Origin of the sequence: Streptomyces sp. WMMC1477, assembly GCF_027460245.1 — a bacterium.
GTDB lineage: Bacteria > Actinomycetota > Actinomycetes > Streptomycetales > Streptomycetaceae > Streptomyces.
Map to the genome: position 1 here is coordinate 5,407,331 of NZ_JAPZBD010000003.1, position 15,855 is coordinate 5,423,185.

8 protein-coding genes are annotated in these 15,855 nt (G+C 76.3%); 6 read left to right on the forward strand and 2 right to left on the reverse strand.

Annotated features, from left to right (window positions below):
- Window positions 1–82 precede the first annotated feature (82 nt).
- Complete coding sequence (locus tag O7609_RS23670; RefSeq protein ID WP_269734972.1) at window positions 83–1,525, reverse strand: PP2C family protein-serine/threonine phosphatase; 1,443 nt, start codon at window positions 1,523–1,525, stop codon at window positions 83–85.
- A gap of 324 nt (window positions 1,526–1,849) precedes the next feature.
- Between O7609_RS23670 and O7609_RS23675 the strand changes: the two genes are divergently transcribed.
- From O7609_RS23675 to O7609_RS23700, 6 genes are all read left to right on the forward strand, one after another.
- Complete coding sequence (locus tag O7609_RS23675; RefSeq protein ID WP_269744218.1) at window positions 1,850–3,340, forward strand: HEAT repeat domain-containing protein; 1,491 nt, start codon at window positions 1,850–1,852, stop codon at window positions 3,338–3,340.
- A gap of 90 nt (window positions 3,341–3,430) precedes the next feature.
- Window positions 3,431–4,558: a glycosyltransferase family 4 protein gene (locus O7609_RS23680; protein ID WP_269744219.1), complete on the forward strand. Its 1,128-nt coding sequence runs from the start codon at window positions 3,431–3,433 to the stop codon at window positions 4,556–4,558.
- Window positions 4,559–4,626: 68 nt separating this feature from the next.
- The gene (locus tag O7609_RS23685; protein WP_269744220.1) at window positions 4,627–8,247 is read left to right on the forward strand and encodes a hydantoinase B/oxoprolinase family protein; all 3,621 of its coding nucleotides are present in this window, start codon (window positions 4,627–4,629) and stop codon (window positions 8,245–8,247) included.
- A gap of 104 nt (window positions 8,248–8,351) precedes the next feature.
- Window positions 8,352–9,884 carry a hypothetical protein gene (locus O7609_RS23690; protein ID WP_269744221.1) on the forward strand — a complete coding sequence of 511 codons (1,533 nt, stop codon included), beginning with the start codon at window positions 8,352–8,354 and terminating at the stop codon, window positions 9,882–9,884.
- A 119-nt stretch (window positions 9,885–10,003) separates the two neighbouring features.
- The gene (locus O7609_RS23695; protein ID WP_269744222.1) at window positions 10,004–10,879 is read left to right on the forward strand and encodes a hypothetical protein; all 876 of its coding nucleotides are present in this window, start codon (window positions 10,004–10,006) and stop codon (window positions 10,877–10,879) included.
- A gap of 99 nt (window positions 10,880–10,978) precedes the next feature.
- A complete protein-coding gene (locus O7609_RS23700) occupies window positions 10,979–15,574 on the forward strand; it encodes a hypothetical protein (RefSeq protein WP_269744223.1) in 4,596 nt (1,531 codons plus the stop codon).
- Here the strand turns inward: O7609_RS23700 and O7609_RS23705 are convergent.
- Window positions 15,562–15,852 carry a hypothetical protein gene (locus O7609_RS23705; protein WP_269734965.1) on the reverse strand — a complete coding sequence of 97 codons (291 nt, stop codon included), beginning with the start codon at window positions 15,850–15,852 and terminating at the stop codon, window positions 15,562–15,564. The two genes, O7609_RS23700 and O7609_RS23705, sit on opposite strands and share 13 nt — an antisense overlap.
- Between the last annotated feature and the right edge of the window lie 3 nt (window positions 15,853–15,855).

Consider the following 15,855-nt stretch of genomic DNA (forward strand, 5'->3'; position numbering starts at 1 on the left):
AGGTTTCCGACGCGGGCTCGTGTTCCGCCGCGCTGGCCGGGCGCGCTCCGCCGGTGGCCCGCCGCCCGCCAGGGGCCGGGGCTCAGCCGGAGACCTTCGCGACCAGCGCGCAGGCGTCGTCCTCGCGGCCCGTCTCGCCGAACGCGTCGACGACGGTGCGCAGGCACGCCTGCGCCGTACCCGCCGTGGCCAGCCGCCCGCCCAGCTCCACGATCCGTTCGCCGCGCTCGCCCGCGTCGTCCGACGGCGCCGAGGCGTGCGGGGACAGCCCCTCGGTGTGCAGCAGCAGGACGTCGCCCGGGCCGAGCCGTTCCGTGCGCTCCTCGTAGACGGCGCCGGTGGTGGCGCCCAGCAGGACGCCCTCGGGCGGGTCCAGCCGCCGGCCCCGGCCCGCGCGGTACAGCACGGGCGCGGGGTTGCCGGCCTGCGCCCAGGTGAGGGCCTCCGTGTCCGGCGTGTAACGGCAGCAGACGGCGCTGCCCAGGGCGGGCTGGGCGGCGCTGTCGAAAAGCTGGTTCAGGTGCTTCATCAGCGCGCCCGGCCCCACGCCGGCCAGGGCCATCCCGCGTACCGCCCCGAGGACCATCGCCATGCCGGAGGTCGCCTCCACCCCGTGACCGGTCAGGTCGCCCACGGTCAGCAGGGTCGAGCCGTCTGCCAGTGCCATCGCGTCGTACCAGCCGCCGCCGATCAGCGTGCCCGTGGCGGCGGGCAGATAGCGGGCCGCCAGCTCCAGGCCCGTGCACGCCCCGCCCGGCAGCCGCAGCTGGCCCCGCCAGGGCGGCAGGACGGCCTCCTGCATCTCGACGGCCAGCCGGTGCTCGGTGCGGGCGAGCTGCCGCTGCTGGCGCACCAGGTCGCGGGTCTCCCTGACCTGGTGCTCGCCCCGGCGCACGGAGCTGACGTCCTGGACGACGGCCCACACCGAGGCCGTCCTGCCCTCGGCGTCCAGCACCGGTTCGCCGCGCATGTGCAGCGTCCGCACGGTGCCGTCGTCGCGCAGGATCCGGAACTCCCCGTCGATGGGGCGCGCGTCGACGAGGCAGTCGGTGACCGCGCCCATGAGCCAGACCTGGTCGTCGGGGAGCAGCCACGTCGGCAGCTCGTCCAGGGAGAGCGGACCGGCCTCGGGCGTGCGTCCGAAGATCGCGTACAGCTCCGGGGACCACTCGACCTCGTCAGTCAGGAAGTCCCACTCCGCGCTGCCCACCCGGCCCTCGGCCGGGGCGATCTCGGCGGGGGCCGGTGCCGGGGCGGGGGCGGCGGGCGGCTCCGGGACCAGCCCGTCGCGCAGCTGGCCGAGTCTGCGGCCGAGGTCGTCCAAGTGCAGCACGGCCAGATCGCACAGTGCCCTGCGCCAGCGGTACTGGGGGTCGACGCCGCCGTCCTCCTCGCCCTGCGCGGTGCCCCGGCGGACGGCGGCGACGTTGCCGCGCAGGCTGTGGGTCTGCGAGATCAGCGTGTCCAGGGCGCCGCGGCCGGGCGCCGGAGCGGCCTGGCCGTCCGCGGGGGGGTGTGAGGGCATCGCGTACTCCGATACGAGCGGTGAGCGGCGGTTGCCGGGCAGGAGTCCGGGTAACGACTCTTGCACAGTCCGCGACGTGCTGTAAGCCGTTTGGCAACACCCGATACGGTGTTGCCTGAGGCATATGTCAAAGGTCACCCCGCTGCGAGGCCACCCCCGTGCGCCCGGAATCCCGCCTTCACCAGTAGGCTGCGGCGTCGGATCCGCCCCCTTGCGAGGGGGGTCCGCCTTCCGACGAGGCATGGGTGGCCGTCCCGGCGGCAAGAAGCCCTCCGACGGAAATCCCGTTGCCAGCCCCAGACCCCGCACCGGATGCTGACCACTATGTTCGCGGAGAATCTCGGCCAATACGCCGAACCAGACATAGCGCCCAGCGGCACGCTGCTCGGCCTGCTGCAGCGTGGCCGCGGCGACGGCACGCTGCACGCGCTGGCGGCGCCGCGCCCCGAAGCGCTGGCGGCGCTGCACCGCTGTCTGGCCGACGATCCGCGCCGCAACTGGCAGGTCGAGCACCGCTCCCTGTACTACGCGCGCCTGCACCGGGACCTCGACGCCGGCCTCGACGCCGTCGCCGAGCACCTCTTCTCCCCGCAGGACCACACCGACCCGCGCGAGGAACGCACCGGGCTCGCCCTCTCCGTCCTCGGCCACCTGGCCTCCTACGGCAACGTGGGCGCGCTGCGGCTGCTCCGCGAGTACGCGGCCCGGGGCACGAACTGGCAGTGGGCCCTGGACGAGCTCGCTGTCCGGGACGACGACGCGGCCCTGCGCCGCCTCGGCCCCGCCGTCCTCGCCCGCTTCCCCCGCACTGCCGAGGGCGAGGCCGAACTGGCCCTCGCCCTGCGGGACAGCTTCGAGCCCCGGCCCTGGCGGCTGTGGGGGGAGGACCCGGCCCGACCCGAACAGCGGGAACGACTCGCCAGAGCCCGCGAGCAGCACGCCTTCGACCGCTGGTCCCGCCAGCTCCGCTCGGCGGCCCCGAGGCCCGGCTGGAGCGTCCGCGAGGTCCTGGCCTGGGCCGAGGAGACGCCCCTGCCCCCCGAGGACGACGCCGCCCGGCGCGACTTCGACCCCGAGCACGCCCGGCAGCAGCGCGAGGCCGCAGCGGCCCGCTGCCTGGCCGCCGTCGCGGGCCCCGAGGACCGCCCCGGACTGCTGGCCGCCGCCCGCGGCAGCGCCGACGCCGCCCGCGTGGCGGCCCTGCGGCACCTCGCCGAGCGCGGCGACCCCGAAGCCCTCGACCTCATCGAGGCGGCCGTCGCCGACGGCACCCCGCAGGTCGCCGGGCGCGCCGCCGAGGCGTTCGCCCGCATGCGCGGGCTCCCCGCGCTGGAGCGCGCCCGGCGCTGGGCCGGCCGCGACGACGTCCTGGGCGCCGAGGCCGCCGCCATGCTGGCCTGCCGCGGCAGTGGAGGGGACGCGCGGACCGTCCTGGCCGCCCTGCGCCGCACCGTGCGGTCCGAGGGCTGCGACACCGAGGCCCTGTGGCCGCTGGTCGACGGCGTGGGACGGCTCAACGTCACCTGCGCCGCACCGGTCCTGCGGCACATCTACCGGGAGACGACGTCCTCCCAGCTCCGTGGCCGCACCGCGCGCGCCCTGGCCGCCACCGACTCGTCCTTCGCGGCCTCCTTCGCCGTCGAGTGCCTGTGGGACTGCGAGGAGTCCACGCGGGAGCTCGCCGCCCACGCGGCCACCACCGGGGATGACCGCGTGGTGGAGAGACTGCGCCGCCTGGCCGCCGACCCGGCGGAGGAGGCCGGGGTGCAGAGCGCCGTCCTCGGCCGCCTCCGCCCCGGCACCGAGCCCCGCTGACCCCGGCGGCGGGCAACCGCTCATGGGCCGTTCCGCTGCCGGACACGCCGCCGTGACCCCGGGCTCGCCCGGGGCGGCGACAACCGGAGTATGAGAGTCGCCATCGTCACCGAGTCCTACCCGCCCGACGTCAACGGCGTCGCCCACTGCGCCTGGCAGACCGCCCGGCACCTCGCCCGCCGCGGGCACGAGCCGCTCGTCGTCGCCCCGGCCCCGCCGCCCGGCAGCCGCCGCCCCGACCCGGCGGGCCCCGCCCCCGTCGTGCACATACCCTCGCTGCCGTTGCCCGGCTACCCGCAGGTCCGGGTCGCCGTGCCCAGCCGCCGCCTGGCCGCCGCCCTGACCGCGCACGGCACCGAGCTCGTCCACCTCGCCAGCCCCTTCGTACTCGGCGTCCGCGGCATGACCGCCGCCGCCCGCCTCGGGCTGCCCGCCGTCGCCGTCTACCAGACCGACCTCGCCGGGTACGCCCGCACCTATCTCGGTGCCGGTGAGGCCGCCGCCTGGCGCCGCATCCGGGCCGTGCACGCCGCCGCCGACCGCACCCTGGCACCCTCCAGCGCCGCCGCCGCGGAACTGGGTGCGCACGGCGTCCCCCGCGTCCACCTGTGGCCGCGCGGCGTGGACACCGCTCGCTTCGACCCCGGCCACCGGGACCCCGCCCTGCGCCGCGAACTGGCGCCGGGCGGCGAGCTGCTGGTCGGCTACGTCGGCCGCCTCGCCCCGGAGAAGCACATCGCCCTGCTCGCCGAGGCCTGCGCCCTGCCCGGCGTCCGCCTCGTCGTCGTCGGCGACGGCCCGAGCGAACCCGCCCTGCGCACCGCCCTGCCCGGGGCCGTCTTCCTCGGCCGCCGCACGGGAGACGACCTGGCCCGGATCTACGCGAGCCTGGACGCCTTCGTCCACACCGGGCCGTTCGAGACGTTCTGCCAGACCGTGCAGGAGGCCCAGGCCAGCGGCGTCCCCGTGGTCGCCCCCGCGTCCGGCGGACCGCTGGATCTCGTCGACCACGGCCGCACCGGACTGCTCGTCCCCCCGCACGACGCCGGCGCCGTCCGGGACGCCGTGCAGACCCTGCGCGACCGGCCCGAGCTGCGTCTGCGGCTCGCCGACGCGGGCCGCACGGCCGTCGCGGGACGGACCTGGGAGGCCGTCGGGGACCGGCTCGTCACCCACTACGCACAGGTCCGCGAGGCGCGGGAGTGCCTCACCGTGTGAAACCGACACCCGCACGATCGCGACACCTCGCCGCCCCGTCGCATCCGGTGCCCTGGCACGATGGCCCGATGAGCGGACGCTGGGAGTTCTGGATCGACCGGGGCGGCACCTTCACCGACGTCGTCGGCAAGCGCCCCGACGGGCGGCTTCTCACCGGGAAACTGCTGTCCCACGCACCCGAGCGGTACCAGGACGCCGCCGTGGCCGGCATCCGCCGCATGCTCGGCCTCACTCCCGGTCAGCCGGTACCCGCCGAGCGCATCGCCGCCGTGAAGATGGGCACCACGGTCGCCACCAACGCGCTGCTGGAGCGCCGGGGCGAGCCCACCCTCCTCGTCACCACCGCGGGCTTCCGCGACGCCCTCCGCATCGCCTACCAGAACCGGCCGCGCCTCTTCGACCGGCACATCGTGTTGCCGGAGGCGCTCTACGACCGCGTCGTGGAAGTCCCCGAACGCGTCGGAGCCCACGGGGAACAGGTCACCGCGCTCGACGCCGGGGCCACCGCGCAGCTGCTGCGCGCCGCCTACGCCGACGGCTTCCGCTCGGCCGCCGTCGTCCTCCTGCACGGCTACCGCCACCCTGGGCACGAACGCCGGATCGCCCGGATCGCGGCCGAAGCCGGTTTCACCCAGATCAGCTGCTCCCACGAGGTCAGCCCCCTCATCAAGCTCGTCTCACGCGGCGACACCACCGTCGTCGACGCCTATCTCTCCCCGGTGCTGCGCCGCTACGTCGAGCAGGTCGCGGCGGAACTGAGCGGTGTGAACCTCATGTTCATGCAGTCCGGCGGCGGGCTGCGGGAGGCGGGGCACTTCCGCGGGAAGGACGCGGTCCTGTCCGGGCCCGCCGGCGGCGTCGTCGGCATGGCCCGCAGCTGCGCCGAGGCCGGCCACGAGCGGGCCATCGGCTTCGACATGGGCGGCACCTCCACCGACGTCTCCCACTACGCCGGCGAGCTGGAACGCTCCTTCGACACCGAGGTCGCCGGGGTGCGGATGCGCGCTCCCATGATGGACATCCACACCGTCGCCGCGGGCGGCGGCTCCGTCCTGCACTTCGACGGCGCCCGCTACCGCGTCGGCCCCGACTCCGCCGGAGCCGTCCCCGGGCCCGCCGCCTACCGCCGCGGCGGCCCCCTCACGGTCACCGACGCCAACGTCATGCTCGGCCGCATCCAGGCCGAGCAGTTCCCGCACGTCTTCGGGCCCGACGGCGACCAGCCGCTGGACACCGGGGAGGTGCGCCGCCGCTTCACCGCGCTCGCCGAGCAGATCGCCGAGGCGACCGGCGACCGGCGCGGGCCCGAGGAGGTCGCCGCCGGCTTCCTGGAGATCGCCGTGCTGAACATGGCGAACGCGGTGAAGAAGATCTCCGTGCAGCGCGGGCACGACGTCACCCGTTACGCCCTCGCCGCGTTCGGCGGAGCCGGAGGCCAGCACGCCTGCGCCGTCGCCGACGCGCTGGGCGTCGACACCGTCCTCGTCCCGCCGCTCGCCGGGGTGCTCTCCGCCTACGGCATCGGCGTCGCCGACGCCACCGCGCTGCGCGAGCAGTCGGTGGAGACCGAACTCGGCGAGGCCACCCTGCCCACCCTGCGCGAGACCTGCGCCGCGCTGGCCGAACAGACCAGCGGCGAACTCGTCGCCGACGGGTTCGCCGCTGCCGAGGTCGCCACCCACGCCCGCGTCGACCTGCGCTACGAGGGCACCGACGCCGCCCTCCCGGTCGCCCTCGGCCCGCAGAGCGACGTCGCCGCCCTGCGCGCCGGGTTCGAGGACGCCCACCGGGCCCGCTACGGGTTCACCATGGACAAGCCGCTCGTCGCCGCCACGGCCGTCGTCGAGGCCACCGCCGCCGCCGGCGCCCACACCCCGCAGCGCGACGACCGCGCACCGCGTCCCGACGGGCCCCCGCCCGCCGCGCACGTGCGGACCCACGGCGCCGGACGCTGGCGGGAGACCGCGCTGTACCACCGGGCCGACCTGCGCCCCGGCGAGACCGTGAGCGGGCCGGCCATCGTCGCCGAGCCGGACGCCACCACCGTCGTCGACGACGGCTGGCGGGCGACGGCGGGGGCGCTGGGCCACCTCGTCGTCACCCGGGCCACCGCACGGCCGCGCAGGGCCGCCGTCGGCACCGAGGCCGACCCGGTGAAGCTGGAGGTGTTCAACAACCAGTTCATGGCCGTCGCCGAGCAGATGGGCCTCCGGCTGGAGAACACGGCGCACTCCGTCAACATCAAGGAACGGCTCGACTTCTCCTGCGTGCTGTTCGACGCCGAGGGCAACCTGATCGCCAACGCGCCCCACATCCCCGTGCACCTCGGCTCGATGGGGGAGTCCATCAAGGAGGTGCTGCGCCGCAACGCCGGCACCATGCGCCCCGGCGACGTCTACGCCATCAACGACCCGTACCACGGCGGCACCCACCTCCCCGACGTCACCGTCGTGACGCCCGTCTTCGACGAGCAGCCCGGTGAGCCGGAGCTGCTGTTCCTCGTCGCCTCCCGCGGCCACCACGCCGAGATCGGCGGCCTGAGCCCCGGCTCCATGCCCGCCTTCAGCCGCTCCGTGCACGACGAGGGCGTGCTCTTCGACAACTGGCTGCTCGTCCGGGACGGCCTCCTGCGGGAGGACGAGACCCGGGCCCTCCTGGCCGCCGGCCCCCACCCCTCCCGCAACCCCGACGCCAACCTCGCCGACCTGCGCGCCCAGACAGCCGCCAACGAGAAGGGCATCAGCGAGATCCGTGCCATGATCGGCCACTTCGGTCTCGACGTCGTCCGGGCCTACATGGGGCACGTCCAGGCCAACGCCGAGGAGTCGGTCCGCCGCATCATCACCGGGCTGCGGGACGGCGAGTACCGCTACGAGACCGACACCGGCGCGGTGATCGCCGTCCGCGTCCGCGTCGACCACCACGCCCGCAGCGCCGAGCTGGACTTCACCGGCACCTCGCCGCAGCGCGAGGACAACTTCAACGCGCCCAGCTCCGTCGTCATGGCCGCCGTGCTGTACGTCTTCCGCACCCTGGTCGCCGACGACATCCCGCTCAACAGCGGCTGCCTGAAGCCCCTCACCGTGCGCATCCCCGACGGCTCGATGCTCGCCCCCTCCTACCCGGCCGCCACCGTCGCGGGCAACGTGGAGACCTCCCAGGCCGTCACCGGCGCCCTCTACGCCGCCCTCGGCGTGCAGGCGGAGGGCTCGGGCACGATGAACAACGTCACCTTCGGCAACGACCGCGTCCAGTACTACGAGACGGTCGCGAGCGGCTCCGGCGGCGGCGACGGCTTCCCCGGCGCCCATGCCGTGCAGACGCACATGACCAACTCGCGCCTCACCGACCCCGAGGTCCTGGAGTGGCGCTACCCGGTGCGGGTCGAGGAGTTCCGCGTCCGCACCGGCAGCGGCGGCACCGGACGCTGGCCCGGCGGGGACGGCGTCGTGCGCAGGCTGCGGTTCCTGGAGCCGGTGACGCTCGCCCTGCTGACCGGGCACCGACGGGTGCCGCCCTACGGCATGGCCGGCGGCGCCCCCGGCGCGCTCGGGCGCAACGCCCTGGAGCGGACGGACGGCACCGTCACGGAACTGCCCGGTGTCGCGGCCGCCGAGGCCGGGGCCGGAGACGTCCTCGTCGTCGAGACGCCGGGCGGCGGCGGTTACGGCCGCGAGGCGCGGCCGTAACCGCGCGGCCACCGGGAGGGTCCGGAACCCGGGCCGGGCCCGGCCCGGGCGGGAGAACCCCACGTGGCACGAGCTGTCGGCGCCAGCGCCTAGGCTTGTGCGACGTGAGTTCCGCCGTATCCGCTTCCGCCGCCGGTGCCCCGCGCCCGGCGCCCGGCCCGGCGGCCGACGAGGGCCTGGCCCGTCGGCTGCGCGCCCTGGCCTGCACCGCGCCGCTGCACGACCTGGACACGCGCAAGGTCAACTTGGCCGGTGAGTACGGCACCTACGCCATGGCCGAGGTGGCGCTGGCCGCCATCGACGTCGTCACCCTCCAGATGGACTTCGACACCGGCGCCGAGCACGACGACGTCGTCGCCCGGCTGCTGCCCCGCGTCGCCGCGCAGGCCCCGGAGCGCCCCGCGGCCGAACACGAGCGGGTCGCCCGCTGGGTCCTGGAGAACCTGATCAACGTCGGCAGCGTCGACCGCGGCTTCCGCGCCGTGTACGGCACCTTCGCCCCCGACGGCAGCTACGTACGCAGGGACTACGACTTCAAACTCGTCGAGGAGGTGCCGGGCCCCGGCGGCCGGGTCTACCTGCGCACCACGGACGAGGCGGTCAACGTCCTGGTCGGCGCCCTCGACACGGACGTCACCAGCGCCCAGATCGCCGCCGAGGTCAAGCTGGAGGTGCTGGTCAGCCGCGGTCGGCTGGCCGACGCGCAACTCGCCGCCGAGCAGGCCCGCTACCGCACCGTGCAGTACGCCGAGACGCTGCGCCGCACCCTGGAGGCCACCCGGCGCAACGTCCGCGCGGTCGACTGGCTGCACACCGTGCCCGACCTGATCGCCGAGGCCCTCGACCACGTCGCGGACCGCTACCGGCACGAGAACGCCATCCTCACCAACATCCGCCGGGCGCGCGACGAGACGAGCGACACGGGTCAGGACAAGCACCCGGACCACAAGCTGCGCGCCGCCGAGCTCGTCGACATCGTCAAGGACTGCATCCGGCGCCACACCCAGCTCCAGTCACGCCTGCTGGAGGCCGGTCCGCTGTTCCGCGCCGAGCAGGACCGCCAGGCCTTCGCCCCGCCCGCCGCCCGCACCGGGCTCGACCTCTACGGGCAGCTCCTCGCTCCGCTGCTGGCCGAGCCCCTGGAGCGTGCCGGGCGCGTCGCCGACGCCTTCTTCGCCGCCGGGGCCGGCCTGCGCACCCCCGGCGCCGTCCGCCTCGGCGACCTCACCGAACTGCTGCTCACCCCGCCCGCCGCCCGCGAACACCTCGGTGCCGAGCTGCCCGAGCCGGAGCTCGTGGCCACGCCCGACGACAGCAGGTTCAGCGAGGAGCAGTTCGCCGCGGCCCACGAGCTGCTGCGGCTTCCGCCCGACGCCCCGCGCCGCCTCTCCGGCCTCCTCGCCGACGCCCGGCGCCGCGACCCGGAGCTTCCCTACCTCGTCGCCCTGCTCACCGTCCACGCCGCGAGCCCGCCCGTCGGCACCGCCTACCGCCAGGGGGAGCACCAGCTCCTGTTCGCCGTCGACGACGGCACCGAGCTGGCGGACGCCGAGTTCGGCGGTGCCGACCTCATCGTCGGCACCGCCCTGCTGGACGCCGCCTCCATGGCCGCGGCGCGCAGCGAGGCGGCACCGTGACCGCCTCCAGGCCCGGCACGGACCGACCCAGCACCACCGGGCACCCCATTCTCGGGCGCACACCGCCACCGCACCCCGCGAGAACCACCGCACCGCACCACCCGCAAGGAGCCACCGCCGTGACCGAGCCCGGCACCGAGCCCGCACCGCGCACGCCCGAGGAGGCGCCGAGCGCCCTCACCCCGGCCGACGCCGCGGACGCCGCCCGCCTGGTCGCGTTCGGGCTCCAGCCCAAGCTGCTCCCCGCCCGCGACGCCGACTACGCCGAACTCCTGCGCCGCCACCGGGACGATCCGGCCTTCGCCCGGCTCACCGACGCCGTCGCCGCCGGGCTCGGACTCGTCGTGCTGGAGGTGTCCACCCGCGCCGGGATGGCCGTCACCGCCGCCGAGGACTCCGTCTTCGCGGTGCGCATGGGTGACTACGCGCGCCGGGCCGCCACCGACGCCACGGACCGCTTCCTGCACGGCCTGGCCCACCTCGCCGTCGCCGCCCTGGCCTTCCCCCGTCCCGAGGACCTGGCGGACGACGGCTACATCGGCCGCGTCACCGTCAACGGCGTGGACGCGTTCGTCCGCCAGGCCTGCCGCCGGCTGGAGGAACGGGCCGAGGAGCAGGGCGAGAACACCGACCCCGCCACCGACACCCCGGGCCTGGAGGCCGCCTGGCGCGTCTACGCCCGGCGCAGCGCCACCGGCGCCACCAAGGACGCCCGCCGGCTGGCCGGTTCCACCACCGGCATCGTCGGCAAGGCCGTCGCGTTCCTCGTCGACTCCGGCTTCCTCCAGCGCACCGGCGACGAGGCGGGCGGCACCTTCCGCACCACGGCCCGCTACCAGCTCCAGGTCCGCGACATGGCCGGCACGGCGGCGCTCGCCGAGCTGCTGGAACTGGGCATCGTCCCCGTCAGCGACGGCAGTGCCACCCTGCTGCCCCCGGTGGACGAGGCCGAGGCCGAGCTGGCCGACGGCGCCGGGCTGCCCTTCCACACCTGACCCGCGACGCCCCCTTCCGGCACCGCCCCTCCGTCCGTCCACCGTCCGAACCGCCGGGCCCGCCCACCGCCCGCGTCCGCAACGAGAGTCCGCCCCGCCATGTACGAGCTGTCCCGCATCCGCCTCTACTCCATCGGCCCGGCCGGTGCGCGCTACGCCGACACCGTGCTGGACCTGCGCGGAGTCGGCGAGCCGGTCCCCGACCCGGCTCCCGCCCAGGCGGACTTCTTCGAGGACGAGCCCACCGGCCCGCCCCGGCGCCCGGCCCCGGCGGGCGTGCTCTTCCTGGAGAACGGCGGCGGCAAGTCCGTCCTGCTGAAGCTGATCTTCTCCGTCATGCTGCCCGGCCACCGCAACACCCTGGGCGGCGCCAGCTCCGGCGTGCTGCGCAAGTTCCTCCTCGCCGAGGACACCGGGCACGTCGCCCTGGAGTGGCAGCACACCCGCACGGGCGAGAGCATCGTCGTCGGGAAGGCCAGCGAGTGGCGGGGCCGCCAGGTCGCCAGCGACCCCCGCAAGTTCGCCGAGGCCTGGTACTCCTTCCGTCCCGGCCCCGGGATGACGCTCGACTCCCTGCCGGTGGCCGAGGCCACGGCCCTGCGCCCGGCCGAGGGCAGCTCCGGGGCCCGGGGCCGCCGCCGCACGATGAAGGGCTTCCGCGACGTCCTGACCGAGACGGGCAAGGCCTACCCCAACCTGGACGTCGTCTGGGAGGAGGTCCACGACCGCTGGAAGGAGCACCTCGGCGCCCTCGGCCTCGACCCGGAGCTGTTCCGCTACCAGCGCGAGATGAACGCGGACGAGGGCGAGGCCGCGGGGTTGTTCTCCGTCAAGAACGACGCCGACTTCACCGATCTGCTGCTGCGCGCCGTCACCGACACCCGCGACACCGACGGCCTGGCCGACCTGGTGCACGGATTCGCCCACAAGCTGGGGCGCCGCGCCGAGCTGACCGCCGAACGCGACTTCACCGCCGGCTCGCTCGACCTGCTGCACCGCATCGCCGAAGCCGCCGGACAGCGGGACCGCAGCCGGGCCGTGCACGCCGGAGCCGAACGCCGCACCCGCACCCTGGCCGTCCGGCTGACCGCCCGCGCCGTCCGCGAGCGCGGTGACGCGGCGGAGCTGGCCGAGCGTACGGCCCAGGCCGCCCGCACCGTCTCCGCCGCGCAGTCCGACCGCACCCGGGCCGCCGACATCGCCGCCGAACTGGCCTACCGGCACGCCTCACTGGCCCTGGCCGCCGCGGAGAGGACCGCCGCCCGACAGCGCCGCGAACTGACCGAGGCCCGCACCCTGCACGCCGCCTGGCAGGCCGCCGAGACCGTGCTCCGGCACCGGGCCGCCGCCGACCGCGCAGCCCGGGCCGCCGCCGCCATCCAGGACGCCGAACGGGACGCCGCCCCCGCCCTCGCCGCCCGGGCCAAGGCCGCCCACACCCTGGTGCGCGCCCTGCACGCCGCCGCGGCGGACGCCGAGGAGCAGGGGGTCACCGGCGAGGAGCGCGCCGCCCTCCTCCAGGAGGACGCCGAGGCCGCGCACCGCGAGGCCACCGACGCCGCGACCGCCGCCCAGCGGGCGCGCAGCGAGAGCGAGCATCTGCGCGAACGGCTGGCCGAGGTCGAGCGCGAGACCGCCGAGGCGCTGCGTGCCGGCTGGCTGCCCGACGCCGGCCCCGACACCGATCCCGCCCGCGCCGCCCTGGCCGCCGGGGACGCCGAACGCGAGGCCACCGCGGCGTGGGACGCCGCCCGCGAGGCGGCGCGCGCCGCGGCCGACCGGGACCGCGAGACCGCCGCAGCCCTGGGCCGGGCCGAACTGGCCGCGGCCCGCGCAGCCGACGCCGCCCAGTCCGCGGAGGCGGCCTGCGCCGCGGAACGGGCGGCCGCCGAGGCCCTCGGCGCCGAGCCGAGGCTCGTCGAACTCCTCGAGGCCCCGGCACCGCTGGGCGCCGAGGAGCTGGATCGGGCCGCCGAGGCGCTGGGCGAGCTCCTGGAGCGGCGGATCACCGAGGCCGAGCGGCGGCTGTTCGACCTGCGCACCGCGGCCGCCGATGACTCCCGTATCCTCGCGGCCCTCGGCGACGGCGGGCTGCTCCCGCCCGGCCCGGACGTCCTGGCCACCGTCGAGTTCCTCGGCGAACACGGCATCCCCGCCCTCCCCGGCTGGCGCTATCTCGCCCAGTCCGTGCCCCCCGCCGACCACGCCTCCGTCCTCGCCACGCGTCCCGAACTCGTCGACGGCGTGGTCGTCACCGACACCGACAGCTACGCCCGCGCCCGCGAACTCCTCGCCGACGCCTCGCTGCTGCCCCGCTCCGCCGTGGCCGTCGGCACCTCCGCCGCGCTGCTGGCGCCCGCGCCCTCCGCCCCGGACGTGGACCCCGGCACCCGCGGCGTCTTCCTCGTCCCGCCGAACCCGGCGATGCACGACGAGGGCGCCGCCGACGGCGAGCGGCACGCCCTGCGCGAGCGGGCCTCAGGCCGGGACGAGGAGATCCGGGCCCTGGCCGCCCGGCTCTCCGGGGACCGTGCCCTGGCCGCCCGCCTCGCCTCCTGGCGGGCCGGCTGCCCGGGCGGGCGTCTCGAGGAACTGACCGAGGCCGCGGCCTCGGCCCGCGACGCGGCCGACGAAGCGGTGGACCACCACACCCGCACCGCGGCCGACCGCGCCGAAGCCCAGGAGGCCGCCGCCGAGGCGGCCGCCCTCCGCGAGGAACGCCAGGAGGCCGCCGCCCGGGCCCGCCGCTCGGCCGACGCCCTCGCGGGCCTCGCCTTCCGGCTGCGGGAACGCGCCGCCTGGCAGGCCCGGCTGCGGGAACTCGCCGACGACGTCGCCGAGGCCCAGGGCCGGGCGGCCGCCTGCCTGGAGCGGGCCCGCGCCGCGGACGAGGACCGGCGCGCCGCCCAGCGGACCGCCGACGACGCCCACCGCACCGCCCGCGCCCTGCGCGCCGAGCGTGCCGAGATCGCCGGTGCCCCGGACGAACCGCCGGACACCGTCACCGAAGGCGCGGCCGATGCGCCGGCCGCCTCGCTGCCCGCCCTGCGCGAGGCCTACCGCTCCGCCTCCCAGCTCTACGACAAGGTCGGCGTCGGCGCCGACCTGCGCGCCGAACAGGCCCGTGCCGAGAGCGACGAGGGCGCGGCCCTCGCCGAGCTGGAACGCCTCGCCAAGAAGGTCCGCACCCGTGCCGAGCAGTTGCTCGGGACGGCCGAGGGCGCCGACGGCCCCGCCCGGCAGGCGGCCGCCGCCCGAGCCGAGGAGGCCGTGCAGCTCCTGGAGTCCCGCGCCGCCGACGCCAGCGAACGACTCGGCCGCCTGCGCGGCGAGGCCGAGCGGCTCGCCCCGCCGGACGGTACCGCCCACGCCGAGCTCGACGAGGACCGCCGTCCCGGCAGCGCCGAGGAGGCCCAGGTGCTGCTGCGCACGGCCAACTCCGAACTGTCCGCCTGCACCGACGCGTTGGAGACCGCCCGCGCGGCCCACGAGGACCTCCTGCACGCACACCGCGCCGCCGAGGACGCGGCGGCCGCCTTCGAGGAGACCGCCGCGCTCCTGCGCGACCTGCTGCGCGACCCCGCCCCGGCCGATCCCGACGAGCCCCCGGCGGAGCCCTACCCGGGGGCTCCGGCCGAGGCCCGCCGCGCCGCCGCGGAGGCCCGCCGTTCGCTGCGCGGCTGCGCCGCCGACCTCTCCGCCGCGGAGACGGCCGTGCGGGAGGCGAGCGACGTCCTGGTCCGGCACGCCAACTCCGCCCGCTACGAGTCCGTGCGCACGCCCGCCCGCCAGCAGATCCGCGAACTCCCGGCTGCCGCCCTGCCCGACCACGCCGCCGCCTGGGCCGAGGCCTTCGCCCCCCGGCTGCGCGTGCTCAGCGACGAGCTGGACCAGCTGGAACGCAACCGGGACAGCATCGTGGACCGGCTGCGGGGCCTGACCGAGTCCGCGCTGGCCACTCTGCGCTCGGCCCAGCGGCTCTCCCGGCTGCCCGAGGGCCTGGGCGAGTGGTCCGGGCAGGAGTTCCTGCGCATCCGCTTCGACGACCCGGACCAGGCCACCCTCACCGAGCGCCTGGGCGAGGTCATCGACGAGGCCACCCGCGCAGCGGTCCGCAAGAACACCGACCTGCGCCGGGACGGCATGACCCTGCTGCTGCGCGGGGTCCACGCGGCCCTCCAGCCCCGCGGCGTGAGCGTGGAGATCCTGAAACCCGACGCCGTCCTGCGCGCCGAGCGCGTCCCCGTCGGCCAGATGGGCGACGTCTTCTCCGGCGGACAGCTCCTGACCGCCGCCATCGCGCTCTACTGCACGATGGCGGCACTGCGCAGCCACGACCGCGGCCGGGACAGGCACCGCCACGCGGGCACGCTGTTCCTGGACAACCCCATCGGCCGCGCCAACGCCACCTACCTGCTGGAGTTGCAGCGTGCCGTCGCCGACGCCCTCGGCGTCCAGCTCCTGTACACCACGGGGCTGTTCGACACCACGGCGCTGGCGGAGTTTCCGCTGGTGATCCGACTGCGCAACGACGCCGACCTGCGTGCCGGGCTGAAGTACATCAGCGTGGAGGAGCACCTGCGCCCCGGTCTGCCCCGCCAGGAGGAGGCGAAGGACCAGGCCGAGGCGGTACACGGCGAGATCACCGCGACCCGCATCTTCCGCCGTCCGCCCGAGGAGGCTCAGTCATCCTGACGGCGGCGCAAGACCCGTTCCCGCGCGACGCTGCTCGGCTCCGACCGCACGCCGTGCCGCTGGATCCACACCTGCCGTGTCACCCATACGTCCAGCACCGTCCAGGTGGCCACCACCGTCCCGGCCACGGCGCTCAGGACGGCCGGGAAGGCGAGCCACACGCCCGCGATCGAGCACAGCACGGCGATCAGGACGAGCACCAGCACGAGGGCGGAGACGATGACCGCGCGCACGGCCGCGCCACGCACGGGATCGGGCAGCCGCGGTTTGTCGTACATGGA

Coding starts and splice junctions, on each gene's coding strand:
- O7609_RS23670 (WP_269734972.1), bottom strand. CDS start 1,525: ATGCCCTCACACCCCCCCGCGGACGGCCAGGCCGCTCCGGCGCCCGGC.
- O7609_RS23675 (WP_269744218.1), top strand. CDS start 1,850: ATGTTCGCGGAGAATCTCGGCCAATACGCCGAACCAGACATAGCGCCC.
- O7609_RS23680 (WP_269744219.1), top strand. CDS start 3,431: ATGAGAGTCGCCATCGTCACCGAGTCCTACCCGCCCGACGTCAACGGC.
- O7609_RS23685 (WP_269744220.1), top strand. CDS start 4,627: ATGAGCGGACGCTGGGAGTTCTGGATCGACCGGGGCGGCACCTTCACC.
- O7609_RS23700 (WP_269744223.1), top strand. CDS start 10,979: ATGTACGAGCTGTCCCGCATCCGCCTCTACTCCATCGGCCCGGCCGGT.
- O7609_RS23705 (WP_269734965.1), bottom strand. CDS start 15,852: ATGTACGACAAACCGCGGCTGCCCGATCCCGTGCGTGGCGCGGCCGTG.